Here is a 25,695-nt window from a genome sequence, read left to right as displayed (position 1 = left end):
GCTGTAAAGGTTTTAAAAAAGTGTGTTCAAACTTTCATTTTTAAAAAAGATATTTTACATTTGAGCTTACCCTTTAAAGGGGTATGTTTTTCATAGGTAGATGTAGGGTCGAAAAGTAATTTTCGGCCCTTTTTTATTGTTATGGGTTTTTGTTCCTTAACTTTACCGTATTCATGAGCAGAAAAAAGATTATTGTGGCTGTTACAGGCGCCAGTGGTGCAGTATATGCTAAGCTGATGCTGGACAGCTTGCAGCGCTTGGCGCCGCAGATAGAAAGGGTGGGTGTGGTGATGTCTGACAATGCGCGCGAGGTATGGCAGTTTGAGCTGGGCAATAGTGTTTACGAGTCATATCCGTTCGACTTTTACGATAAGATGGATTTTAACGCACCTTTTGCTTCGGGCTCTGCAAAATACGATACGATGGTGATCATTCCTTGTTCTATGGGTACACTGGGCCGCATTGCGCAGGGTATTTCTAACGATATGATTTCAAGGGCAGCTGATGTGGTGTTGAAAGAGCGGCGCAGGCTGGTTGCTGTAGTTCGGGATACGCCTTTTAGTCTGATCCATATTAATAATATGAAGGCGGTGACGGAAGCGGGCGGTATTGTTTGTCCGGCTAATCCTTCCTTTTATTCGTTGCCTCAGAGCATCGAGGATGTTGCGCAAACGGTGGTGACACGTGTGATCGATCTGATTGGCCTTGAGCAGGATACTTACCGCTGGAATGAGCGGTAGAGATCAAATATGACATAATTTGTATCTGAAAATCGTATCTTTGCGAGCTTCAATATGAAAACCGTCGCATTTTATACTCTGGGCTGTAAGCTTAATTTTTCGGAAACGTCTACCATTGGCCGCTTGTTTACCGACGCGGGTTATGGTGTGGTGGAGTTTACGCAGGGCGCTGATGTGTACGTGATCAATACCTGCTCGGTAACGGATCATGCGGATAAAAAATGCCGTAAGGTGGTAAAAGAGGCGCTGAAATATTCACCTAATGCTTATGTGACCATCGTGGGTTGCTATGCGCAGCTTAAACCGGCGGAAATTGCCGAGATTCCGGGGGTGGATATGGTGCTTGGTGCGGCCGAGAAGTTTCGCATCGTTGAGTTCATCTCTGATCTAACTAAAGAGCCGAAAGCGGTTGTACATCAGCAGAATATTGAAAAGGTTAATCATAATTTTATTGCTGCGTATTCAATTGGCGACCGCACGCGTACTTTCCTGAAGGTTCAGGACGGCTGTGATTATCCGTGTACGTATTGTACCATTCCGCTCGCAAGGGGTGGCAGCCGGAGCGATACCATCGAGAATGTCTTGAACCGGGCCAGGCAGATCGCCGAGAGCGGGGTTAAGGAGATTGTGCTGACCGGGGTTAACCTGGGCGACTTTGGGATCCGGAATGGCAAGCGCGAGGATCGTTTTTTTGATTTGGTGCGTGCTTTGGATGAGGTTGAGGGTATTGAGCGGATCAGGATCTCTTCTATAGAGCCGAACTTGTTGAGTAATGAGATCATTGAGTTTGTGGCTTCGTCTAAGCGTTTTGTGCCGCATTTTCATATTCCGCTGCAGTCTGGTTCGGATAAGATTCTAGGCCTGATGCGCAGGCGTTATCAGCGTGATCTCTATACGGAGCGTGTGGCTAAGATCAAATCGGTGATGCCTGATTGCTGCATTGGTGTTGATGTGATTGTTGGTTTCCCTGGTGAGACGCAGCAGGATTTTCTGGATACCTACCAGTTTCTGAATGAACTGGATATTTCCTACCTGCATGTATTTACCTACTCGGAGCGCGACCAAACACCTGCTGCAGAGATGGCGGGGGTGGTGCCGGGGGCTGTTAGGGCCGACCGGAGTAAAATGCTGCATATTTTGTCTGACAAGAAAAGGCGGGCCTTTTATCAGTCGCAATTGGGTGCAGTAGGCGAGGTACTTTTCGAGGATGATCAGAAGAGTGGATTCATGCATGGGTTTACCCGTAACTATGTAAAGGTTAGGGCTAAATACGATCCGGTGATGGTTAACGAGGTTAAGACGGTTAAACTGGTCGGTTTGTCGGCCGATGGCGAAGTAGAAGTTGAGGAATCGGAACAAGTTTTAGCGCATTAATCCTATATTCGCAAAAAAACTTTTTCTTAAGTATGTTTCCAACCGTATCGCATTTCTTAGAGTATCTCTTTGGTGTCAACATCCCGCTTCCCTTTAATACTTTCGGTGTTTTTGTTGCGCTTGCTTTTATTGCGGGCTATTGGGCTTTTTCTGAGGAATTTAAACGTAAGGAGGCTTTAGGTAAACTGCAACCTGTAAAAAAACGTACAACGGTTGGTTTGCCGCCTACCAATACGGAATTGTTTCTGAATGGAATATTCGGTTTCCTGATCGGTTACAAACTGGTGTATGCCCTGATGAACTACCAGCTGTTTGTAAGCGATGCACAGACGGTGTTATTGTCGGCCAAAGGCAGTTTGCTCGGTGGATTGTTTTTTGCAGGTCTGTTTGCCTACTGGGATTACAAAGAGAAGAATGCGAAGAAGCTTGATAAGCCTAAGACGGTTGAGGTGATTCAGCATCCGCACGAGTTGATGGGTTCCTTAATTGTTTGGGCGGCGATATGGGGTTTCCTTGGTGCCAAGATTTTTGATAACCTGGAACACTGGGATACTTTTGTTCAGGATCCGATTGGGGGCTTGCTTTCTTTTAGTGGTCTTACTTTTTATGGCGGGCTTATCTGCGGTGGTGCCGCGGTGTTATATATTGCACGCAAGAATGGAATAAAAGTTTTGCATATGCTGGATATTGGTGGTCCGGGTATGATGCTGGCTTATGCAGTGGGTCGTATTGGCTGCCATATGAGCGGAGATGGTGATTGGGGTATCGTGAACAATAATCCAAAACCTTTCAGTTTCCTGCCTGACTGGCTCTGGGCTTATACTTATCCAAATAACGTAGCGAACGAGGGAGTTCCTATACCTGGCTGTGTGGGAAGGTTTTGTAACGTATTGCCTGAGCCTGTATACCCAACGCCGCTCTATGAGGTTATCGTTTGTTTGATCCTATTCTTCGTTTTATGGAAGTTAAGGCACCGCATTACTGTTCCGGGTATGATGTTTGGTATTTACCTGATGATGAATGGTATGGAGCGCTTCTTTATTGAGCTGATCAGGGTGAATACTAAGTATCATGTTGGCGGACTGCAGTTTACCCAGGCTGAGCTTATTTCGCTGCTCCTGTTCCTGTCTGGCGTATTTCTTGTGGTTTATTCCTGGAAGAACAGAGATAAGCTGGCTGCGTATTAAGCCAGTAGTTTTCATCCTTAATTCAGAAAGTGTTGGAAGTAAATTACGAATTGCTATGCACTAAAGTTGTGGCGGTAACCCGCCTCACAGGTAATTTTATCCGGAAGGAATCGATGAACTTTGATCAGCGTGCTGTGGAGTTTAAGGGGCTTAACGACCTGGTTTCTTATGTAGATAAGCAGGCTGAAAAGCAACTGGTGAGAAATCTGAGCAAGCTGTTGCCTGATGCCGGCTTCGTTACGGAAGAGAAAACGATAAATAAAACGGGTGAGATATACAACTGGATCATTGATCCGCTTGATGGTACCACGAACTTTATTCACGGGATCCCTACCTATGCCGTTAGCGTGGCGCTTTACGAACACGGACTGCCGGTAATCGGCGTGGTGTATGAGATCAATCGCGGAGAAATGTTTTACACCTATAAGGGCGGTGAGGCATTCCTCAACGGTAAGCCTATCCGCGTTTCAGCTACAGAGCGGCTGGGGCAATCTTTACTTGCAACGGGATTTCCTTACTATCAGTTTGACAAACAGGAAGCTTATATGAAGCTCTTTGGTCAAATGATGCAAAGCTGCCATGGGCTGAGGCGTATTGGTTCGGCGGCGGTAGACCTGGCGTACGTGGCCTGCGGTCGGTTTGATGCCTTTTTTGAATATAATCTGAATGCCTGGGATGTAGCTGCTGGTGCGTACCTTGTGCAACAGGCCGGCGGAAAGGTTTCTAATTTTAGCGGGGGAGATGAATTTGTTGATGCCAGGGAGATTCTGGCCTCAAACGGGCTGACAGATCAGGAAATCCTTGAAATGATGCGTAACCATTTCAAGGATTAATATTCGATCGGCGTTTATAGTGCCTCGGAGATAACTTCTTTTACTTCTGGAACCATGCGCTGTAACAGGTTTTGGATACCTGATTTAAGCGTAATGGTAGAGGACGGGCATCCGCTGCATGAACCTCTGAGCTCTACAGTCACCACGCCTTCGTTTTCGTCGAACGACTTGTAGCTGATCGCACCGCCATCTTGCTCTACAGCCGGACGCACATAGTCGTGCAGGATCTGCTGAATCTTAATTTCGGTGTCGGTGCCTTCAAACGCAGGTGTTTCTTCAGATGAAACGTCTTTGATCTTGTATTCCGATTCCACAGCTCCTTTAACAAACTCTTTCAGGATCGGCTCTACGTCGGCCCATTCCGCGTCGTCTGTTTTGGTGATTGTTACGAAGTTGCTGGCAAAGAAAACACCGTTCACAAAATTGAATTTGAAAAGCTCCCTGGCGAAGGGTGATTGCTCTGCGCTTTCCCTTGTAGGAAAGTCTTCACTACCGTTGATCAGTAACTTATTGACCATGAATTTCATGGTTGCAGGATTTGGTGTCTGCTCGGTATATACGTTGATCGTCATTGTCTTATTTTTTTATACAAAAATAGAGAATTGATCGATGCAATTCCAGACCTGATGTCTGTTTTAGGTCATATGTTAAAAGACGCCGGTATAGTTAAACGGGGTGATCTGTTTGAGTTCAGACTTTACGCTGTCACTCACGTTCAGTCCGTCGATAAACGTCGCCATCGTTTCCGCAGTGATCTTTTGATTGGTGCGGGTCAGATCTTTAAGTGCCTCGTACGGATTAGGATAAGCCTCTCTCCTTAAAACGGTTTGAATGGCTTCTGCTACCACTGCCCAGTTGTTTTCAAGGTCGGCATGGATGGCCTCTTCATTAAGCAGCAGTTTGTTTAAGCCTTTCATTGTCGACGCGATGGCAATTGCGGTATGAGCCATAGGCACACCTACATTCCTGAGCACGGTAGAGTCCGTAAGGTCGCGCTGCAAACGTGAAATGGGTAGTTTGGACGCAAGGAATTCAAACATCGCATTGGCGATACCTGCATTGCCCTCTGCATTTTCAAAATCGATAGGGTTCACTTTGTGCGGCATTGCCGATGAACCTACTTCGCCGGCTTTGATCTTCTGTTTGAAGTAGTTTTTAGATATGTAAGTCCAGATGTCGCGATCCATATCAATGAGGATATTGTTGATGCGCTTTAAGGCATCGCACTGTGCGGCAAACTGGTCGTAATGTTCAATCTGTGTAGTATGTTGTGCGCGGCTGAGTCCGAGGATCTCATTGACAAAATGATTCGAAAACGCTACCCAGTCGGTGCCCGGGTAAGCAATATGATGCGCATTGAAATTTCCGGTAGCGCCGCCGAATTTGGCGCTGTTAGGTATTTGCTTAAGGTTGTTGAGCTGAATTTGTAAACGCTCGGCAAAAACGATGAACTCTTTCCCTAATTTGGTTGGTGAGGCAGGCTGACCATGGGTATGCGCCAGCAGGGGCACATCTTTCCATTCGGTAGCCAGTTCTTGAATCTTTTCTATGAGCTGGGCTAGCTGCGGGTAATAAACCTCGTTTAACGCCAGCTTAAACGTATATGGAATAGCGGTATTGTTGATGTCCTGTGAGGTTAGTCCGAAATGGATAAACTCTTTGTATGGTTCCAAAGCAAGCTGGTCGAATTGCTTCTTAATAAAGTATTCTACGGCCTTAACGTCGTGGTTGGTGATTTTCTCTGTGTCTTTAACTTCCTGTGCATCGCCATCGGTGAATGACTTGTAAATTTCCCGAAGTCGAGGATAGTTGTCTTTAGGGAAATCTGCCAGTCCAGGCAAGCCGGCCTCACATAACGCAATGAAATATTCTACCTCTACAAAAATACGGTATCTGATAAGTGCAGATTCTGAGAAGTACTGTGCCAGATCTTGTGTGGTGTTTCTGTAGCGCCCGTCGATAGGGGAGATCGCCTGAAGGGGAGATAAGGTCATTATGCTTTATACGTTTACGAGCGCAAATGTAGCATTCCTGGGGGTAATAAAAAAGGCCCCGGGTTATCCGGAGCCTTTTCTATACGGTCAATTTAGCTTAGTGAGCTGCAGAGTCAGTAGTAGTTGTAGTAGTAGTTACTGTAGTATCTTGTACAGTTGAATCAGTTACTGTAGTGTCAACTTCAGTGATAACTGCTGAAGAATCAACCATTGTAGTGTCTGAAGACTCGCCTGATTTTTCTGAGTTACAAGCTGCTACTGATAAAGAGATTGCTAAAGCTAAAAAGCCAAATTTAAATGCATTTTTCATTTCGATTCTGTTTTAAATAATTAATTAATTTTACAGCTTAATACCACAAAGTCTAAAAGGTAACCCGGGTAACCCGAAAAAAGTGAAAAAATATTTCAGCATTTTTTTTCCTATCATTGGGTTACCATTCACGTTAAAATGTATTAATTGGTGAGTAATAAGTTAAGCAGTTCAGTTCCAACGGATAGAGAGGTTGTTTTAGGGATTCTGAATAACTCAGAAGATGCACTGAATAAATTGTATACCGGGTATTTTCCGATGATTTTACAGTTTATATTGAATAACAACGGTGACGAAGATGATGCAAAAGACGTGTATCAGGAAGGAATCATCGTTTTATACAATAAAATAAGGAGCGGGGATTTTGAGTTGAGCAGCAAATTGAAGACCTACCTGTACTCTGTGTGTCGGCGCATCTGGCTGAAGAAGCTGACGCAGAACAGCAGAAAGACGAGCAATGTTTCAGACTTCGAAGATGTGATCTCGGTTGACAGTGATCTGGAGGTACATGAGGAAAGGGACAGGCAGTTTGAGAAAATGCAATCGGCACTGGTTCATTTGGGCGAACCCTGCAAAACAATTATTCAGGACTTTTATATACACAATTTGTCGATGCAGGATATCTGTGAAAAATTCGGTTATACCAATACAGATAATGCCAAGACTCAGAAGTATAAATGTCTGCAACGGTTAAAGAAATTATTTTTTCAATTATAACGGGAATGAAGAACGAGATTGAGTTAGACAGTATTATTGAAGATTATCTGAACAACAGGCTTACACCGGATGAGACTGCTGCGTTTGAGAAATTGCGCAGTAATGATCCGGCTATAGATCATAAGGTTGTTACCCATAAGGCCTTTCTGGACGCATTGAAGGAGTTTGGAGAGGTCGCTGAATTGAAGCATCGGATGAACTCAGCGCATGATCAGATTGATGTTCCAGCCTTGAGTGCGGCGTTGGGCCCACATCCTTCATTTATAGTTAACCTGTGGCGGAAGAACAAAGCTGCTATAGCGGTGGCTGCTTCGTTTGTTTTGTTAACGATAGTTACTTTATATTCGATTAACCAGAATACGGAACAAATCGGCAAGGTTGAACTGATGAGAAATGAGCTTGGTAAGATTAAAAACTCGCAAAGCAGCCTGATCAGGAAGATCAATTCAAGTTCGCAAAACACGACAAATGAACGTCCGGCTAATTACGGCGGTACAGGTTTTGCCCTTACCGAAACCGGTTTTATCCTCACTAATTTGCATGTGATCGAAGGCGCAGAGGCCATATCAGTTCAGGATAACCTCGGTAAGTCGTATAAGGTGAGTGTGGTAAGAACAGATTCTCAATACGATCTGGCTATCCTGAAAATTACCGATACGGCATTTCGCGCATTGCCAAATCTTCCTTACCGTTTAAAAGGCAATACTGTAGGTATGGGTGAGGAGGTTTATACGCTTGGTTTTCCGAAGGACGACTCGGTTTATGGAAGAGGGTATGTAAGTTCGAAAACCGGATATAACGGGGATACAACGCAGTATCAGGTTTCTATTCCGGTGAATCCTGGCAACAGCGGTGGGCCGTTGCTGGATCAGCAGGGCAATATTATCGGGGTGATTAGTGCAAAACAGAGCCAGGTTGACGGTGCTACCTTTGCGGTGAAGTCAAGGTATATTCAGGAAGCTTTGAATTCCATTCCGAGCGATTCTTTAGGTAACAGCGTGCCGTTCAGTAAAAAGAACTCACTGCAGCACCTGACTAAGGTGAAACAGGTAGAGAAGCTGAAGAACTATGTATTTATGATCAAAGTATATAAGTAAGATATAAGACCCCAAATCTTCTATAAACCCCGAAACTTTTTTGTAAGTTTTGGGGTTTTATTTTATACGCATTTTAATATGGATTTCGGAAAGCTTGCATCTGCTGAACTCAAGGACGTTGATTTTACATTACCCGCCGATGGGAGGCAGACCTTAAACATACTTTCGTCTGCGCCTGCTAAAGATCCGGCTTTCTATGTGGGCTGCGCCAAATGGGGTCGGAAGGAGTGGGTAGGCATGATTTATCCGCCGAAGACCAAAGAAGCTAATTTTTTGGATGAATATGTGAAGCATTTCAACTCAATAGAGTTAAATGCGGTCTTCTACAGTATCCCGAAGCCGGAGCTGATTCGCAAATGGCGCGAAAAAGCTGATCAAAGCGGTCAGACAGACTTCCTCTTTTTTCCAAAGTTCTCAAGAACGATCAGTCATATCAAGCGGTTAAAAAACGCCGGGGAGGCGACCGACCAGTTTTTGAAGAGTATTTATGAGTTTGGCCCTTATCTGGGTCCATGCTTTTTGCAACTGGGCGATAATTTCGGTCCTAACAATATGGATGTGCTCCAGGCCTATTTAGAAAGTTTACCGTTGGACCTCAGGGTATTTGTAGAGGTAAGGCATCCCGCGTGGTTTGCCGATCCGGATGCGAACAGGCAGTTGTTTGCGATGCTTTCTGATTTAAAAAAGGGGGCTGCTATTACCGACGCCAGCGGCAGGCGCGATTGTCTTCATATGGAAGTGACAGTACCCCAAACCTTTGTCAGGTTTGTGGGCAACGGCAGCGAACATCAAGAATCGGACTTCCGGCGCATCGACGACTGGGTGCAGCGAATAAAAATATGGATGGAGGGCGGACTAAGCGAGGTTTACTTTTTTCTGCATCAGCATGATGAGAAGGATACGCCTATCCTGGCCGACTATACGATAAAGCAGTTTAACCTCCACCTGAATGCGAGAATCCCTGAGATCCGCTTCCTGGGTGGTTCTGATAATTCAGGGCAAAGTAATTTATTTACATAGTATACTGGAATTGTAGACTTTTAGTTATTTTGCACGATAGACAATGTTTCACTTAAATATACCATTATGAGTTTAAGAATCGGGGACACCGCTCCCAACTTTAGGGCACAAACTTCAATTGGCGAAATTGACTTTTATGAATACCTGGGCGATAGCTGGGGTGTTTTGTTTTCGCATCCTGCAGATTATACACCGGTATGCACTACCGAACTTGGCCGTACTGCCTCATTGAAAGGGGAGTTCGACAAGCGTAATGTAAAGGTATTGGCGCTTAGCGTAGATTCGGCAGAGTCTCATAAGGGCTGGATACAGGACATCAATGAAACGCAAAATACCAATGTTGAATTTCCGATCATAGCTGATGAGGACCGGAAGGTGGCAGACTTGTATGATATGATTCATCCGAATGCGTCTGACACCCTGACGGTACGTTCGTTGTTTGTGATCTCGCCTGACAAGAAGGTTAAACTTACGCTTACTTATCCGGCTTCTACGGGCAGAAATTTTAACGAGGTGCTGCGTGTGATTGACTCGTTGCAGCTGACAGCTAACTATAGTGTGGCTACGCCGGCCGACTGGGAGGATGGTCAGGATGTGGTTGTAGCCAACAGCATCAAAACCGAAGATATCCCTTCCAGGTTTCCTAAGGGGCACAAAGTCATTAAGCCATATCTAAGGACAACGCCTCAGCCAAATAAATAATCTAAAGCACTATGCAGGACTACAAGAACCACATCCAATTCTACGCACCCCACCATTTTGTTTTTTATCCGGTGATTTTAGGAGCGGTGATTTTTTCCGCCATTCAGGCGGCTTCTGACGAACGGAATCGTTTGCTGTGGGTTCTTGTAGCCATTTGCTTTGCTGTAATCGGCTGGCTTTCTTTCCTGCTCAGACAGCACTACGCACTGACGCTTCAGAATCGGCTGGTTGTTACGGAAATGCGTTTCCGGTATTATGTTCTCACACAGCAGCGTTTAGAAGAGCTTGAAGATCGTCTGAGTTTCGGACAGATTGCGGCTTTACGCTTTGCTTCCGACATGGAATTACCGGGTTTAGTTGAGGCTACGATATCGGATAATTTGAGGCCTGACGACATTAAAAGGAGGATTAAAGTTTGGCTTCCAGACCACAATCGTGTGTAGTTTGCTATGTCATTTTAAAATCCTTTAATCCCATTATCAATTTTTATTTCCTTTTTTCAAACAATTTAATTATAATTTAAGTTACCTTTGTAAACAATTTAAAATATCATTATGCAAAAAGGAACAGTAAAATTCTTCAATCAAACAAAAGGCTTCGGTTTCATCGCTCCACTTGACGGCGGACAGGAGATTTTTGTACACGTTACAGGTCTTATCGACGAGATTCGCGATAATGACACTGTTAACTACGATGTAGAAGAAGGCCGTAAAGGCTTAAACGCGGTAAATGTAAAAGTAGCTTAAGAAGACTATATAAATTAATCGTGAGCATTTCCCAAAACGGGAAATGCTTTTTTATTTTGTAATTGCTCATCATAGATGAGCTTAAATCATATTCAGCCTATGGCAAAATCGCAAGCGAGCTTTATGAAAAAGCAGTTGGAGACCAATAAGAGAAAAAAACACGAAGACAAAAAGCAGCGGAAAGAGGAACGTAAGAAGAATTCCCCTGGTGGCGGATTGGAAAATATGATGGCTTACGTGAACGAGTATGGAGAAATATCATCAACACCCCCCGAAAAGCGTTAAAATAGTATGGTCATTATTTTTTTCTTTGTGGCCCACTGGTTCACATCTTTGTTTTTTCAAACGTTCTTTCTGCACCGTTATGCATCCCATCGCATGTTTACAACCAGCAGGGCATGGGAACGGGTATTTTATATCATGACTCTTGTTTTTCAGGGATCGTCATTTCTTAACCCCCGCGCCTATGCGTTGATGCACAGGGAGCATCATGCCTACAGCGATACTGAACAGGATCCTCATTCGCCGCATTTTGTACGCGACGTTTTCCAGTTAATGATGATGACACTGCGTACTTTTAAAGATCATGAGCAACGTTTAAAGGCGCCTGAAGCACGGTTTGGCGGACATTACCCCGAGTGGCCGGTTATCGACCGTATCGGCTCTTCCATTGCTTCACGGTTATTTTTTGGTGTGCTTTATACAGTATTTTATATCGTTTTTGCTACAGAATGGTGGATGTTCCTGTTGCTTCCTGTACATTATCTAATGGGACCAATTCATGGAGCTATAGTAAACTGGTGCGGACATAAATATGGTTATGCAAACTTTGATAATAATGATAAGTCTAAGAATACCTCGCCTTTTGATTTCTTAATGTTGGGGGAGCTTTTTCAGAATAACCATCACAGATATCCAAATAGTGCAAATTTTGGTAAACGCTGGTTTGAAATAGACCCGGTGTACCCGGTTATGAAAAGCTTGCATCACCTTGGTATAATCAGGCTGCGTAAGGCCATTTAAATTTTTTTTCGTCGTGTGTAGCAAAAAGCGAATTAGGAACGTCTAATCAGAAACGATTACTCGAACAAAGCATACACACTATGGAACGTTTTCAGGCATTAACAAACCAGCAACAAGTTGCAAATCAAGACGCTTCGTCGCCTTTTCTAATTGTCGACAGTGACGATACCCAACGTATTCAATCGCTATCGGTCATGTTTCCCCGACTTGGAATGATGATTAAAAACAATAGGAATAAAAATCTGGTATTGAACTTCAGGGACGAAAAACAACGGTCATTAATTATTATGGTCGTTTGTAAGCCGCCTGTTGAAATGGCAAGCTGATATATATGAGATATTTTTTTGTAGTTCTTACGGTAGTTGCAGCCCTATCCGGGTGTAGCGTTAAGCGGGCGGGTCAGTCGGCTCACGTTTCATTGGCCGGAACTGTTGAAGAGCTGGGCATGACGACCTTTCAGTATGGAACCCATTTATTAAAAACAGGTGACAAGTCTTATGCGCTTAAAAGTGACAAGGTCGACATAAACAAGTATGTTGGAAAGCCGGTTAAACTGGAAGGCAAAGTGGTTGATGGCTATCCGGTTGAAAACGGTCCACAACTGATTGACGTTAGCAAGATGACTGAGCGATAAACATGTTGGATATCATTTATCAGGATGATCACCTGATCGCGATCAATAAGCCGCACGGCTTGTTGGTTCACCGCTCGCCGATTGCAAGCGATGCAAAAGAATTCGCACTGCAAATGTTGCGTGACCAGGTGGGGAGACATGTCTACCCCGCCCATCGGCTTGACCGGAAGACTGGAGGTGCTTTGTTGTTTGCTTTTGATAAAGAAACTGAGATCGCTATGCAGCAACAATTTATGAATGGCTTGGTGACAAAGAAATATCTGGCAGTCCTGCGCGGACACGCGCCGGATCATCAAATCATAGACTATCCGCTTGCAAAGGAGAACGGTACGCTGCAGGATGCGACAACGGTTTTTACGACATTGAAGCGTGCGGAATTGCCGGTACCTTCTGGAAAACATTCAACCTCAAGATATTCATTGGTGGAGGCCACACCCACAACAGGCCGTATGCACCAGTTGCGGCGCCATTTTGCGCATATCTTTCATCCGATCATCGGCGACCGGCCGCATGGCTGCAACAAACAAAACAAGCTTTTCAAAGAAAAATGGGGTATGACCACAATGCTCCTTCACGCGTCAGAGCTTTCCTTTAGGCACCCGCTAACGGGACATCCGATCATCTTGCGGGCAGGGCTGCGATCAGAGTTTAAGGCAGTGATGAATTTGATGGGCTGGTAAATGCCCGGTATCGTATATTCTGTTCGATATCGAACACTTCTTATCTGATTAGTTATATGTAAGACATTGTTTAGTAGATAGTTATGATTGGTATCTGGATTGCCTCTTATGGGGAAACCAGACAATAATGGATAAACCAATCGAACACTCAGTTCTATTAAAGAAAAGGCGAAGAAAGATCGCTGCGATCGTAACAATCGTTCTGGCATTGACAGCTAGCCTGGTCCTGTTGCGAGGCTATATCAAGCCTTCAATTAAGCGCTCCTCTTTCACTACGGCTATTGCAGAAACCGGAGACATAGAAAATACGCTTGATGCCATGGGCGAGGTGTTGCCCGAGTTTGAAGAGGTATTGGTGAGCCCTATAAATGCTGCCGTCCGCGAAGTGCAGATGGATGCGGGTATGAAGATACGGTCGGGACAGTCCATTCTCACGCTTGACAAATCCGCTGCTCAAACTGAATATGAAAAGCTAAGTTTCCAGATCGAGTCAAAAGAAAATGAGATACGCAAGCTAAAGCTGGACCTGGACAAGAGCTTTTATGATATTAACTCGAACAATAAGATCAAGGAACTTCGCATCAGCAATTTTAAGGATGCAGTCTCGAGTGCCCAGCGGTTGTACAAGGCCGGGGGTGGAACAAGAGAGGATATTGAAGCGGCAGAACTGGACCTAAAAGTTGCCATACTTGAAAAGCAGCAACTTGAAAATGAAATTAAAAGCAAGCAGCAGACGATGAAGATCGAAATCAGGGAGGCTGAGATTGCGCTGGCGATTCACCGGAGTGATCAAATGGCTTTGAAAAGGAAGCTCGATCTGGCTAATGTGACCGCCACGCGGGACGGCGTAATTACCTGGGTGAATAAGAATATCGGAGCGAGCGTAAGCGAGGGAGATCCCCTTGCCCGTATTGCCAACCTGAGCAGCTATAAAGTCGCCGGCAGCATATCTGATGCACAGCTCGGTTCCATCAGATTGAATATGCCCGCCATTATCCGGATTAATCAGCAACAGCTTCGTGGGATTGTGAGCAATATATCGCCCTCGGTGAAGAACGCTATAGTTTCGTTCGACGTACAACTGGACAAAAAGAATAGCAAGCTGCTGAGGCCGAATATGAAGGTGGATGTGTTTTTGGTAACCGAAAAGCGAAATGGGGTAGTGCGTGTTGCAAACGGCGCTGCATTCAAAGGTGCCGACAGTCAGTATGCCTTTGTGCTGTCAAACGGAAAGGCGTTACGGCGCGAGATAAAGACCGGTATGAGCAATTTCGATTTTATTGAGATTGTTAGCGGTATCAATCCGGGTGAAGAAGTCATTAATTCCGATATGGAAAAGTTTGAATATACCGGGGAAATAACTATAGAACACTAGAGATATGCGAGCCCTGTTCATCATTTTATTTCTCTCATTGCCCGGCCTAGCTCTTGTGGCGGCAGCCTCATCTACGGTCAACAGGCAGGATGATACGCTCCGGCTAAGCCTGAGTGAGGCAGTTGCCCGGGCAAAAGCCAATTCCATTGCTGCTAAACAAGCAATTACACAAAAAGAAACCAAATATTGGGAATGGCGGACCTTTCGGTCAAACTATCAGCCGCAACTGGCGCTGAGCGGGATTTTGCCTGGCTATAACAAAACCTATGCACAGGTACTTCAGCCGAATGGAACGATCCTTTTCCAGCCGATCCGCAACGACAATTCTTCGCTTACGCTTGATTTTACGCAGAGTATCGCGGCTACAGGGGGGACTATATTTGGTACGACAGAGTTGCAGCGTTTCAGTGATTTTGATCGGAAGACCGTATTGTATAATGGTACGCCGTATGGTATAGGGTATACCCAGCCTTTGCTGCAGTTCAACCGCCTTAAATGGGATAAGAAAATAGAACCGCTCAAATATCGTGAAAGTCAGCAGGCTTATATTGAATCACAGGAGGAGATTTCCATGCAGGTAGCCGAGTATTTTTTCGATTTGCTGCTTGCACAGGAAAACCTGCGCCTGGCTGAGAGCAATTTTGCCAATACAGAAAAGATCCTGAGCATAGCCAATACCAAGTTCGAATTGGGAAAGATTGCAAGAAATGAGATTTTACAGCTTCAGCTTGAGCGGCTGAACGCTCAGAAGGCCGTGGGCACTGCCAACCGTGATGTGGAGATTGCCACGCTGAATCTGAGAACCTATGTAGGGATCGAAGAGGGTGACCGCCTATCGGCGATCATGCCCGGACTGGTAGGAGATATCAGCATTCCCACAGAAAAGGTACTTGCCGAAGCCTATGAGAACCGCTCGGATGCCATTGCCTTTGCCAGACGTTTGGCTGAAGCAAAAAGGGATGTTGCAAAAGCAAAGGGTGAGAATGGTCTGAATGCCACATTGAACGCCAACCTGGGATATTCCAATGCCGGCAACCGGGTGTTCGATGTATACCGCTCACCAAAAAGTCAGCAATCGGTGGTACTGCAGCTTTCCATACCGGTGCTCGACTGGGGGCGGTCCCGTTCGAGAGCCAAAACCGCCCTGGCAAATGAGCAACTGGTGGTTTATGAGGTTGAGCAGGCGCGGCTGAATTTTAAGCAGGAAATTATTACACAGGTTACGCTTTTTGATATGATGAAGGAGCAAATGACGCTCACCGCACATGCTGCGGAAATTGCGCTGGAAAAATACCAGATAGCCAGTGAGCGATATGTGCTCGGGAATCTCAGCATCACGGATCTCAGTATTGCCTTTCAGGAGAATGACCGCGCTAAACGCGATTATATCGCGGCGCTTAGAAATTTTTGGGGCGCATATTACCAGTTGCGGTACCTGTCGCTTTACGACTTTGAAAAAAATGAAAAGATAAGATATGATTAAGAACTATTATTATGATACAACTACAAAACATTGAAAAGGTGTACCGCACCGACACGGTTGAGACACTCGCCATTAATAACATTAGTTTGGATGTAGCACCGGGTGAATTTCTTTCCATAATGGGACCCTCCGGCTGTGGCAAAAGTACACTGCTGAATGTAATCGGACTGCTGGACGAGCCATCGAAAGGCTCGGTGCGGATAGACGGGCAGGAGGTTACCAGCTATGGAGACCGGCAGCTGGCACGTTTCAGGAATCAGAAGCTGGGATTCATATTTCAAAGCTATCACCTGATCAATGATCTGCAAGTGTTAGACAATGTAGAGCTGCCCCTTCTTTACAGAAACGTTTCGGCCTCGGAGCGCCGCAGGCTGGCTGCTGAGGCTCTGGAAAAGGTAGGGCTGAGCAACCGGCTTAAGCATTTTCCTACCCAGTTAAGCGGCGGTCAGCGGCAACGGGTTGCCATTGCGCGGGCTATCGTGGGCAACCCGCGGATCATTTTGGCAGATGAGCCCACTGGTAACCTGGATAGTGCCATGGGCAATGAAATCATGAATATACTCATCGGGTTAAATCAGAAGGAAGGCACTACCATTGTGATGGTTACGCATGATGAACAAATGGCGCTGAAAACACACCGCTTGGTTAGGTTATTTGATGGATCCCAAGTATTATAACTATGCTTAGAAATTATTACAAAATAGCGATTGCGGTGCTGAAACGGCGGAAGTTTTTTACTTTCATCAGCCTGTTCGGCATCAGTCTCACACTAACCGTGCTCATGGTTACGACCGCATTCATGGACAAGATTTTTAGCCCTGCGTATCCGGATGTAAAAAGAGGCAGGTCTTTATTTATAACCAAGGGGTCGCTTACGAATACCAAAGAAGGCTGGTATAATGGTAGTTCAGTATCTTTTGATTTTCTTTATCACTATGTCACCAAGTTGAAGACGCCGGAAAAGGTTTCGATATTTACCTTCTCCAGTTCCACCAATGCCTATGTAAATAACCGGAAGCTTTCCATAGAATATAAGTTCACTGACGGCGCTTTCTGGGAAGTAGCCGAATTTAAGTTCCTGGAAGGGCGCTCCTATACAGAACCGGCAGTGGAACGGGCCGACCGCGTGGCTGTAATCACTGCACGCACGCGAAAGCGATATTTTGGCGACGATGCAGCAGTAGCAGGAAAATACATTGAGCTGGATAATGTGAATTACCGTGTTATAGGAGTGGTGGCCGACTTGCCCAGAAGCAACCGCAACTATTACAGCGATGTATACCTGCCATACACGGTTTCCAAGATCGATTACCGGCGTGTGGGACAGCCCGGTATAAACAAGATATCTTTGGTCGACCGCTACCTCGGTGGATTCGGAGCTGTAATGGTGGCGCGTTCAGAATCTGAGGTGCCAAAGATGCGTCAGGAATTTAAGCAGATGCTTGCCAGATCGTTTAAGCCGGATACAGAATATGACAAGCTCTATATCCATGCGGATACGCCTTTCGAGGAATTTTCGAGAAACATTTTTGGCAACGACGAGAGCACCGGCCTGGCAGCAACCATAGGTGCCGGGATCCTGGTGGTGTTACTGTTTCTGTTGTTGCCCGCCATCAATCTCGTCAATGTCAACATTACGCGAATTATGGAGCGGTCATCAGAGATCGGCGTCCGTAAGGCTTTTGGCGCATCGTCCAAAATGCTCGTTTATCAGTTTCTTGTGGAAAATGTGATCCTAACCTTGATAGGAGGCTTGATAGGCCTGGTGCTATCGGCTATCTCGATATACTTCTTTAACCAGTCGAGTCTACTTCCCGATCTGGACCTGGCGCTCAATTGGACGGTTCTGGGGGCCGGTTTGCTGTTGTGCCTGCTGTTTGGGCTGCTTTCAGGTGTCTATCCCGCCTGGCGGATGTCAAGATTCAACGTGGTCCATGCACTGAAGTCACAATAATGGTATTTACACTTAAAAAGCACACATATGTTTAAGCATTTGTTTAAATTAATTTGGAATAAACGCCGGCAAAATTTTCTTTTCCTGTCGGAGATCTTCGTCTCCTTCCTGGTGATCTTTGCCTTATGTTCAATGTTGGTTTACTATTTAATAAACTATTCAAAACCACCTGGCTTTGAGTATGAACGCGTATGGAACGTCCGGTATTCAAATCCATTCAAATCAGAGAATAAGGATTCGCTACAAGTATTTTATGAGAATATCAGACGAAATATCCTGGCGTTTCCGCAGGTTAAGGAGGTAACATTTACCAGTGCCAACTTTCCTTATTCTACCAGTCATTCAACCACCGGAATAACCTTTAAAGGTCAGCAAATAAGTATGCTCAACTTCTATCAGGTTGAAGATGATTATCAAAAAGTACTCAATATGCAAGTGCTGGAGGGGAGGTGGTTTAACAAATCGGACGCCTCTGGCAAAAAGGCCATCGTAATTAATTCCTCGATGAGAAAGAAGCTGTTTGGGGAAGAAGCCGCAGTTGGCAAGGTTATCGGCGACTATGACGATAAAAATCCGATGCGGATCATCGGTGTAGTGGCAGACGTAAAAGCAGACGGAGATTTTCAGCCTGCGGGTCCCGGGTTTTATAACCGTATGGACACAACAGCCTTCAACTGGATAGATCATATGCTCATACAGGTAAATGCAGATGCGGATGCGGCTTTCGAAAGCCGCTTAAGTAAGAAGCTCTCGCAGCTTATGAAAAATTCCGATCTTGAAATACAGCACCTGACGGAAATGCGCGACGCTAAGAATGGTAATACCGTCATGCCGATGATTATATGTTTAATGATCGCAGGTTTTCTGATCATCAATGTCGCACTAGGCCTCTTCGGCGTGCTATGGTACAGTATCAGTCAGCGACGTGCCGAGATAGGTTTGCGTATGGCCATCGGTGCCAGTCGTTCTGCAGTATCCAAACAGCTTGTTGCTGAGGCGCTGGTATTAACGACCCTTTCCTTAGCGGTTGGGGTGTTCTTCGCTATTCAGTTCCCTATTCTCCACGTTTTCAATGTTCCTGCGCTGGTATACATAATCGCGTTACTGACTGCCATGGCATTCGTGTACATCCTTGTCTTCATATGTGCGCTTTATCCGGGCAGACAAGCTGCGGCAATACAACCTGCGGTCGCACTGCATGAGGAATAATCAACTATATTTGGATATGATTCTGATTGTCGACGATGATATCGCTGTGCGGACTTCCCTGGAGCTACTGCTTGAACGCAGTGGTCACCAGGTGCTTACAGCAGACAACCCTGCAGATGCGCTATCTATCGTTGAGCAGGTGCGGCCACGTCTTATCGTCCTGGATATGAATTTTTCGATAGACACGTCGGGCCACGAAGGCATCTCATTACTAAAAGCCATCAAGGGAATAGCGGCTGATGTTCCGGTGATACTCATCACTGGCTGGGCCAGCATAGATCTGGCCGTACAAGGGATGAAACTTGGGGCGGCAGACTTTATACATAAGCCCTGGAGCAACGAGCTTGTATTACAATCGGTAGCCACCTTACTCGAGCTCGGCGCGTCGAAGCCCAGGCATGTGGGCAGAAAGGCGCTGGACGAGCAGTTCTACTTCCGGCAGATTGTTACGGAAGATCCTGCAATGCTCGATATTCTGGAAACTGTGGGCAGGGTTGCCACCACCGATGCCTCTGTCCTGATTCTTGGCGAAAGTGGCACTGGGAAGGAACTCATAGCAGAGGCACTGCATGAAAACAGCAACAGGCGCGAACGGCCTTTTGTAAAAGTGAATCTGGGTGGTATCTCATCTACCTTATTTGAGAGCGAAATGTTCGGCCATGTAAAAGGAGCTTTTACCGATGCGCGTTTTGACCGTACAGGAAGATTTGAAGTAGCCCATAAAGGAACGATATTTTTAGATGAAATCGGTGAATTGGAAGCAGCAAGCCAGGTTAAATTGCTGAGAGTGCTTCAGGACCGCACCTATGAAGTACTGGGCAGCAGTAAAAGTAAATCGGTAGACGTCAGGGTGGTGTGTGCAACAAATAAAAATCTCCCGGAGATGGTCGGTGCGGGCACTTTCCGCGAAGATTTGTTGTATCGCATCAACCTGATTACCATCAAGCTGCCGGCCTTAAGAGAGCGGAGAGGTGATATCCCTTTGCTTGTCGACTATTTTGTCAGAAATCTGCGCGAGATTTATGGCCGTCCCACGCTTAGTGTTGACCCTGCGGCACTAAAATGGCTTCAGCAGTCGGATTTCCCAGGCAATATCAGGCAGTTGAAGAATATCGTTGAAAGAGCTTTGCTGGTGAGCAGATCAACTAAGCTGGAAATCGCCGACTTTAAGGCGCAGCTTGACATGTCCGGCTCCGGTAAACGCACAACGCATCAATTGCCAGTGGTAGGAACTATGACTCTTGAAGAAATGGAGATCGAGATGGTCAGAAAAGCAATGAGTTTTCATAACAACCGGATAACAAAAGCTGCGGCCTCTCTTGGTATCACGCGGAATGCGCTGTACAGGCGGCTGGAGAAGTATCAGATACCTTTTCATGACACTGAAGACTAAGTATATATTCTTTATCGGCTTTTTACATCTGTTATTGCTGGCATTAAGCTACCTCGCTTTCAAGGACGATAAACCGTTGTTTCTCGCAATCGAGTTTATTGTTATCTGCGCTGCCGTGGTAGCAATAAGGTTGTACCAACAGTTGCTCAGCCCCCTTCAATTGATTAAGGAAGGCATAAATGCCATTCGTGACCAGGATTTCAATGTGCGTTTTGTACCCACTGGCAAACGCGAGGTGGATGAGCTTATAGAAGTTTATAACCAGATGATGGACGCTTTGAGGGAAGAGCGGACGAAGCAAAAAGCGCAGCATTTTTTTTTGCAGAAGTTGATTCATACTTCTCCTACGGGCATCATTATATTGGATTTTGATCAGCAAATTAAGACGATCAATCCTAAGGCAGCACTGATTTTAGCTGAGGACCAGAACGCCTTTATCCGTTGTATAATGACCATGAAGGCCGGCGAATCTCGGATGCTTAAGGTGGGGAGCATAAAGACCTATAAAATTCAAAAATCAAATTTTATTGATCGTGGTTTTTCGCGGTTTTTTGTGATGATCGAAGAGTTAACTGCCGAAATTGCCGAGGCTGAAAAAAGTACCTATACCAAGGTGATAAGGATGATGGCCCATGAAGTCAATAACACGGTGGGCGCTGTAAATTCTATCATTGGTCAGGTATTGGTTGATGAGCGGTTTTGGCAGGATCAGCCTCCGGCCCTGAGAAAGGCCCTGCGTATTGCATCAGAGCGGAACGAAAACCTGAATATCTTTATGCGGAACTTTGCCGAATTGGCTAAGCTTAGCCCGGCAAATAAGCAGCAGGTGGATCTTTGCCGTTTAATGGAAAATGTGATCAGCCTGATGCAGGTGTTTGCAGAAAGAGCGCAGGTGCGGTTCACGTCTGATTTGCCTTCATCCGCCTATTTTATTCATGCCGACGCGCAGCAAATCGAACAGGTACTGCTTAACATCACAAAAAATGCAATCGAAGCTGTTGACGGGTCGGGCCTCGTACATTTTAGATTAGACGCGACTGCCCACATACTAAGCATCAGTGACAGCGGTCAGGGTATTCCAGCAGGAGTCCAGGACCAACTATTTAACCCGTTCTTTAGCACGAAGAAGGACGGTCAGGGTGTTGGCCTTACGCTGGTTCGCGAAATCCTGCTAAGTCATGGCTTTGATTTTTCCCTTGGTAGTCAACAGTTTTCCGATGAGCGTGAGCAGTTGCAAACAAGCTTTGTAATTAAATTAAAGCCTTAATGGAGCCTATATTCATATTCGTGTCATAACATCCCCTTCCAACCTTCATCCTGACTTTTATACTACAATATTCAGTAGTTGAGTAGTAACTTTGCGTCAATTTCATGGTCTAATTACCAAACAACGAAATGAACGTAAACTCTTATTATACATATATATTGTCTTTCCTGACGCTTCTATTCAGTGCTGTAATGCCGGTGTGGGCACAGCAGACTGTGGTAAGTGGAACCGTCATAGATGCCTCGACCAGAGAAACTATTCCTTATACCAGTTTTATTCTGATGCCAAGCGGCAAGGGTGGTAAGACTGATGTTGACGGCAAGTACAAAATTACCTTAAACAGTGGGGATAGTCAGATCAGGTTTAGCTATATCGGTTACAAATCAGAAACAAGAGCAGTAAAACCAGGAGTTTCGCAGCAGATAAACATCCAGCTCCAGCCGGAAGCTATGCAAATGAATGAGGTGGTTATCCGGGGGGCTAAGAAGCAGCCCTATCGTAACAGAGATAATCCCGCGGTTGAACTGATCCGGAACGTAATTGCCAACAAGGAAAAAAACAGGGTCCAACACTATGATCATCTGGCTTATCAGAAGTATGAGCGGATGCTTTTCTCTATGAGCAATGTGTCTGATAAGTTTAAAAGCAGGCGGATTTTCCGCAACATGCAGTTCATGTTTAAGGAACAGGACTCTAACAAAATAGGGGGTAAGCGCATGCTGCCTCTGTTCCAGCAGGAAAAGGTTTCCGACAATTATTACAGCAAGAATCCAGAGGAAACCAAAACGATAGTCCAGGCCGATAAACAAGTAAATTTCGACGACCGTTTTATTGATAATAAGGGTATCAGTTCATATTTCGAGCGTATGTATCAGGATATTGATATATACGACAACAACATTATGATTGTAAGCAATCAGCTGTTGAGCCCGATATCCGATTCCTCCCCGGCCTTTTATAAATTTTTTATAACCGACACGATTAAAACGCAGCAGCCGTACCTGGTGGAACTTTCTTTTACACCAAGAAACAAGATGGACCTGTTGTTTGAAGGAAAGTTGTACGTAACTCTTGATGGCAACTATGCTGTTCAGGGCGCCTTTCTTTCTGTAAATAAAAATATCAACCTGAATTTTGTCCGGGCACTAGAGGCGAAGCTCGATTTCGAGCAGAACCCGGATAAGCGTTACCGCCTGGAAAAAACAAATCTTGTGGTCGATTTCGGTATTACAAAAAATTCCGGAACAGGCTTTACAGCAGAGCGCACCGTAACTTACAGCAATTATAAAATCAACGAGCCATTTGCAGATCCAGTGCTCAAAGATGAAAACGTAGTAGTTGCAGCGGAAGCAGATAGGCGGAGCGACGAATTTTGGTCGGCCAAAAGGCCTGAGGCCACTGCAGCTTACACCGATCAGGTTTATAAAAACCTGGACACCCTGCAAAGTCTGCCTTCCTTTAAACGTACCATGGATATTGTCACGCTGCTTTTTGCGGGTTATAAGGACTTCGGACCGTTTGAGGTGGGCCCGGTAAATACCTTTTACAGTTTCAATGAAGTGGAGGGTTTTCGTCTCCGACTGGGTGGAAGAACGACGCCTGCTTTTAGTAAGCGCATTTATTTTGAAACCTACGGTGCCTATGGCTTTAATGACGAAAAATTAAAATACTTCCTGAGCGGTACGTATTCCCTGAACAGCAAGTCGATCTATGCTTTTCCGCAGAATTATATCCGGGCCAGTTATCAGCGCGACACACGTATTCCGGGTCAGGAACTACAGTTTGTGCAGGAAGATAATTTCTTTTTATCGTTTAAACGCGGTGAAAACAATATGATGTTGTACAATGACTTTTACCGGATAGATTATTTGAGAGAATTCGAAAACCACTTTTCATACAGTGTCGGTTTACGTAAATGGGTGCAGTCGCCTGCCGGTGGCTTATACTTCAATAACTCAGTCGCCAATCAGTTCAGTCGTTTGTCTCAGATCAGCACCTCAGAAGTATCCCTGGAGCTGAGATATGCGCCGAATGAAAAGTTCTATCAGGGCAAAGTGTACCGTACGCCGTTAATAAGCAAGTATCCCATTTTTAATTTAGGATATACCGCCGGCATCAAAGGTGTGCTTGGGGGCGAATATAACTACCACAACTTGCGGGCAAGTATCGACAAACGTTTTTACCTGAGTCAGTTAGGCTATACCGATATGACACTCGAAGGAGGTTACATCTTCGGTCAGGTGCCATTTCCACTGCTTTCCATTCACCGGGCCAATCAGACTTATGCGTATCAGCTCAAGTCTTATAACCTGATGAACTTTATGGAATTTGTGAGCGATCACTACGCCAGCATCAATATTGATCACAGCTTTAACGGTTTCTTCTTCAACAAACTTCCTTTGCTTAAGCATCTTAAGCTGAGGGAAGTGGTATCCTTTAAGGCTTTGTACGGGGGCTTGAGGGATGAGAATAACCCAGCCTACAACAATGGTACACTTCAGTTTGTACGAAATGATGAAGGCGTTCCGATCACCAATTCCCTGAACAGCGAGCCTTATATCGAAGGAAGCGTTGGCGTGGCCAATATTTTCAAGATACTCAGGGTTGACGCCGTGAGGCGGTTTACCTACCTCGACAATCCAAACGTCTCAGAATGGGGAATCAGGGCGAGGGTCAAGTTTGACTTCTAGCCTACTCCTCCCGGTTTAGTTTTCCCTGCGGAGTGGCGCTTTTCGGCTGCTCCCTGGCCATGTTGTCTTCCATCTCGTCATCGCTGGTCAGGTTGGGCATGCGTTCCGGGTCGTCCGACTGGTCGCCGCTTCCCTGCTGTTGCGAGTAAGCTGCCGCATTGATGTCTGCTGCTTTATCCCCTGCACGCTCTGGTTCAAGGTTATTATCCAGGCGCTCGTTCCATTGGTCGAGACCCGTTTTGTTCTCTTTGTTTTCCATGTTAGTATTGTTTTATACATAACGGCCATGCCCGCTATATTGTTTAGTGTGGTTATTTTCCTATTTTAGAGCGACCTTTACACACAACCAAATGAAATCAGTAAGTTTTTTGTTTTGCGCCTTTGTTGGCCTGTCCGGTTCTGCCTTTAGTCAGACGCTTTTTAATCCCTCCGATCTAAAGCTCGTGAGCAGCCAGTTTTCCTTTACGGAGGGTCCGGCAGTCAATAAAAAAGGTGAGGTGTTTTTTACGGATCAGCCTAACGACAAGATATGGAAATATGGAACGGACGGGACATTGTCGGTTTACATGGACAAAACAGGACGCGCTAACGGATTGCATTTTGATCGTAAGGGCAATTTGCTCGCCTGTGCCGATGAAAAGAACGAACTATGGTCTATCGACAAAAATAAACGTGTTACCGTGCTTATCAACGATTTGAACGGGCGTAAGCTAAATGGCCCTAATGACATGTGGGTCGATAAAAGCGGGGGCATCTATTTCACTGATCCTTACTACCAGCGCGATTATTGGACAAGAAAGAAGCCGGATCTCGAAGGCCAAAATGTGTACTATCTTCCCAAAGGGGCGAAGCGCTCTACCAGCATCATAACCGTAATTGCCGACATGAAGCAACCGAACGGCATTGTTGGAACACCTGATGGGAAATACTTATATGTATCCGATCTGGGTGCCCAAAAAACCTACCGCTATACCATTTCCGGGAAGGGTAAGCTGGAAGAAAAAAAGCTGATGTTTAATAAGGGTTCCGACGGCATGACGCTGGATGAGCAGGGCAATATTTATATTACCGGGGGCGGTGTTACTGTGTTTGATCCGAACGGGACGCAAATCGCCCATATTCCGCTCAAAGGCTGGACGGGTAACGTCTGCTTTATCGGGAAAGACAGGAAAACGCTGTTCATTACGTCATCAAAATCCGTTTATACCCTTCCTATGAATGTCAGGGGTATTGAATAAGGCAGAAAGATTCCAGATTATATAGGACT

28 protein-coding genes are annotated in these 25,695 nt (G+C 45.4%); 24 read left to right on the top strand and 4 right to left on the bottom strand.

Annotated features, from left to right (window positions below):
• The first annotated feature begins 173 nt into the window (after positions 1-173).
• The 4 genes from QEP07_RS04105 to QEP07_RS04090 are packed head-to-tail and all read left to right on the top strand — an operon-like array spanning position 174 to position 4,134.
• Positions 174-740: a UbiX family flavin prenyltransferase gene (locus QEP07_RS04105; protein WP_285008654.1), complete on the top strand. Its 567-nt coding sequence runs from the start codon at positions 174-176 to the stop codon at positions 738-740.
• Positions 741-794: 54 nt separating this feature from the next.
• Complete coding sequence (mtaB, locus tag QEP07_RS04100; protein ID WP_285008653.1) at positions 795-2,114, top strand: tRNA (N(6)-L-threonylcarbamoyladenosine(37)-C(2))-methylthiotransferase MtaB; 1,320 nt, start codon at positions 795-797, stop codon at positions 2,112-2,114.
• Between the two features lie 32 nt (positions 2,115-2,146).
• The gene (locus tag QEP07_RS04095; protein ID WP_256005103.1) at positions 2,147-3,301 is read left to right on the top strand and encodes a prolipoprotein diacylglyceryl transferase; all 1,155 of its coding nucleotides are present in this window, start codon (positions 2,147-2,149) and stop codon (positions 3,299-3,301) included.
• Positions 3,302-3,333: 32 nt separating this feature from the next.
• Positions 3,334-4,134, top strand: a complete 801-nt coding sequence (locus tag QEP07_RS04090; protein ID WP_285008652.1) for an inositol monophosphatase family protein — start codon at positions 3,334-3,336, stop codon at positions 4,132-4,134.
• 14 nt (positions 4,135-4,148) lie between these two features.
• Here QEP07_RS04090 and QEP07_RS04085 read toward each other — a convergent pair whose 3' ends face one another.
• The 3 genes from QEP07_RS04085 to QEP07_RS04075 form a co-directional block, all read right to left on the bottom strand.
• Positions 4,149-4,706 carry a NifU family protein gene (locus QEP07_RS04085; protein WP_285008651.1) on the bottom strand — a complete coding sequence of 186 codons (558 nt, stop codon included), beginning with the start codon at positions 4,704-4,706 and terminating at the stop codon, positions 4,149-4,151.
• 75 nt (positions 4,707-4,781) lie between these two features.
• Entirely contained in the window at positions 4,782-6,128 is a 1,347-nt protein-coding gene (gene purB, locus QEP07_RS04080; protein ID WP_285008650.1) for an adenylosuccinate lyase, read from the bottom strand.
• A 97-nt stretch (positions 6,129-6,225) separates the two neighbouring features.
• Positions 6,226-6,438, bottom strand: coding sequence for a hypothetical protein (locus QEP07_RS04075; RefSeq protein ID WP_285008649.1), 213 nt, complete (start codon positions 6,436-6,438; stop codon positions 6,226-6,228).
• A gap of 150 nt (positions 6,439-6,588) precedes the next feature.
• Between QEP07_RS04075 and QEP07_RS04070 the strand changes: the two genes are divergently transcribed.
• The 19 genes from QEP07_RS04070 (at position 6,589) to QEP07_RS03980 (ending at position 24,428) form a co-directional block, all read left to right on the top strand.
• The gene (locus QEP07_RS04070; RefSeq protein ID WP_285008648.1) at positions 6,589-7,155 is read left to right on the top strand and encodes an RNA polymerase sigma factor; all 567 of its coding nucleotides are present in this window, start codon (positions 6,589-6,591) and stop codon (positions 7,153-7,155) included.
• Positions 7,156-7,160: 5 nt separating this feature from the next.
• Positions 7,161-8,252 (top strand): S1C family serine protease, encoded by a 1,092-nt coding sequence (locus QEP07_RS04065; RefSeq protein ID WP_285008647.1) that lies wholly within the window; start codon positions 7,161-7,163, stop codon positions 8,250-8,252.
• A 78-nt stretch (positions 8,253-8,330) separates the two neighbouring features.
• Positions 8,331-9,272, top strand: a complete 942-nt coding sequence (locus QEP07_RS04060) for a DUF72 domain-containing protein (protein ID WP_285008646.1) — start codon at positions 8,331-8,333, stop codon at positions 9,270-9,272.
• A gap of 66 nt (positions 9,273-9,338) precedes the next feature.
• Entirely contained in the window at positions 9,339-9,974 is a 636-nt protein-coding gene (locus tag QEP07_RS04055; protein ID WP_285008645.1) for a peroxiredoxin, read from the top strand.
• Between the two features lie 11 nt (positions 9,975-9,985).
• Positions 9,986-10,417 (top strand): DUF6526 family protein, encoded by a 432-nt coding sequence (locus QEP07_RS04050; RefSeq protein WP_285008644.1) that lies wholly within the window; start codon positions 9,986-9,988, stop codon positions 10,415-10,417.
• Between the two features lie 111 nt (positions 10,418-10,528).
• The gene (locus tag QEP07_RS04045) at positions 10,529-10,720 is read left to right on the top strand and encodes a cold-shock protein (RefSeq protein ID WP_285008643.1); all 192 of its coding nucleotides are present in this window, start codon (positions 10,529-10,531) and stop codon (positions 10,718-10,720) included.
• A gap of 99 nt (positions 10,721-10,819) precedes the next feature.
• Positions 10,820-11,005, top strand: coding sequence for a hypothetical protein (locus tag QEP07_RS04040; protein WP_285008642.1), 186 nt, complete (start codon positions 10,820-10,822; stop codon positions 11,003-11,005).
• Positions 11,006-11,011: 6 nt separating this feature from the next.
• On the top strand, positions 11,012-11,743 hold the full coding sequence (locus QEP07_RS04035; RefSeq protein ID WP_285008641.1) for an acyl-CoA desaturase: 732 nt from the start codon (positions 11,012-11,014) through the stop codon (positions 11,741-11,743).
• 80 nt (positions 11,744-11,823) lie between these two features.
• The gene (locus QEP07_RS04030) at positions 11,824-12,069 is read left to right on the top strand and encodes a hypothetical protein (RefSeq protein ID WP_256005138.1); all 246 of its coding nucleotides are present in this window, start codon (positions 11,824-11,826) and stop codon (positions 12,067-12,069) included.
• 5 nt (positions 12,070-12,074) lie between these two features.
• The gene (locus tag QEP07_RS04025; RefSeq protein ID WP_285008640.1) at positions 12,075-12,377 is read left to right on the top strand and encodes a hypothetical protein; all 303 of its coding nucleotides are present in this window, start codon (positions 12,075-12,077) and stop codon (positions 12,375-12,377) included.
• A 2-nt stretch (positions 12,378-12,379) separates the two neighbouring features.
• On the top strand, positions 12,380-13,057 hold the full coding sequence (locus QEP07_RS04020; RefSeq protein ID WP_285008639.1) for a pseudouridine synthase: 678 nt from the start codon (positions 12,380-12,382) through the stop codon (positions 13,055-13,057).
• A gap of 127 nt (positions 13,058-13,184) precedes the next feature.
• Complete coding sequence (locus QEP07_RS04015) at positions 13,185-14,432, top strand: efflux RND transporter periplasmic adaptor subunit (RefSeq protein ID WP_285008637.1); 1,248 nt, start codon at positions 13,185-13,187, stop codon at positions 14,430-14,432.
• A 4-nt stretch (positions 14,433-14,436) separates the two neighbouring features.
• Positions 14,437-15,915 carry a TolC family protein gene (locus QEP07_RS04010; protein ID WP_285008635.1) on the top strand — a complete coding sequence of 493 codons (1,479 nt, stop codon included), beginning with the start codon at positions 14,437-14,439 and terminating at the stop codon, positions 15,913-15,915.
• An 11-nt stretch (positions 15,916-15,926) separates the two neighbouring features.
• The gene (locus QEP07_RS04005) at positions 15,927-16,592 is read left to right on the top strand and encodes an ABC transporter ATP-binding protein (protein WP_256005148.1); all 666 of its coding nucleotides are present in this window, start codon (positions 15,927-15,929) and stop codon (positions 16,590-16,592) included.
• Positions 16,593-16,594: 2 nt separating this feature from the next.
• On the top strand, positions 16,595-17,869 hold the full coding sequence (locus QEP07_RS04000) for an ABC transporter permease (protein WP_285008634.1): 1,275 nt from the start codon (positions 16,595-16,597) through the stop codon (positions 17,867-17,869).
• A 27-nt stretch (positions 17,870-17,896) separates the two neighbouring features.
• The gene (locus QEP07_RS03995) at positions 17,897-19,078 is read left to right on the top strand and encodes an ABC transporter permease (RefSeq protein ID WP_285008633.1); all 1,182 of its coding nucleotides are present in this window, start codon (positions 17,897-17,899) and stop codon (positions 19,076-19,078) included.
• 16 nt (positions 19,079-19,094) lie between these two features.
• On the top strand, positions 19,095-20,471 hold the full coding sequence (locus QEP07_RS03990) for a sigma-54-dependent transcriptional regulator (RefSeq protein WP_285010726.1): 1,377 nt from the start codon (positions 19,095-19,097) through the stop codon (positions 20,469-20,471).
• Positions 20,455-21,738 carry a sensor histidine kinase gene (locus tag QEP07_RS03985; RefSeq protein WP_285008632.1) on the top strand — a complete coding sequence of 428 codons (1,284 nt, stop codon included), beginning with the start codon at positions 20,455-20,457 and terminating at the stop codon, positions 21,736-21,738. The genes QEP07_RS03990 and QEP07_RS03985 overlap by 17 nt, the downstream gene beginning before the upstream one ends.
• Positions 21,739-21,866: 128 nt before the next feature.
• Positions 21,867-24,428, top strand: coding sequence for a DUF5686 and carboxypeptidase-like regulatory domain-containing protein (locus tag QEP07_RS03980; RefSeq protein ID WP_285008631.1), 2,562 nt, complete (start codon positions 21,867-21,869; stop codon positions 24,426-24,428).
• A 1-nt stretch (position 24,429) separates the two neighbouring features.
• Here QEP07_RS03980 and QEP07_RS03975 read toward each other — a convergent pair whose 3' ends face one another.
• Positions 24,430-24,687 (bottom strand): hypothetical protein, encoded by a 258-nt coding sequence (locus QEP07_RS03975; protein ID WP_285008630.1) that lies wholly within the window; start codon positions 24,685-24,687, stop codon positions 24,430-24,432.
• A gap of 91 nt (positions 24,688-24,778) precedes the next feature.
• Here QEP07_RS03975 and QEP07_RS03970 point away from each other — a divergent pair, with 91 nt between their 5' ends.
• Positions 24,779-25,666 (top strand): SMP-30/gluconolactonase/LRE family protein, encoded by an 888-nt coding sequence (locus QEP07_RS03970; protein ID WP_285008629.1) that lies wholly within the window; start codon positions 24,779-24,781, stop codon positions 25,664-25,666.
• Positions 25,667-25,695: the final 29 nt, after the last annotated feature.

It is taken from the genome of Pedobacter faecalis (genome assembly GCF_030182585.1).
Taxonomy (GTDB): domain Bacteria; phylum Bacteroidota; class Bacteroidia; order Sphingobacteriales; family Sphingobacteriaceae; genus Pedobacter; species Pedobacter faecalis.
The sequence above is the reverse complement of the archived record's forward strand: the minus strand, read 5'-3'. Positions and strand labels throughout refer to the sequence as shown.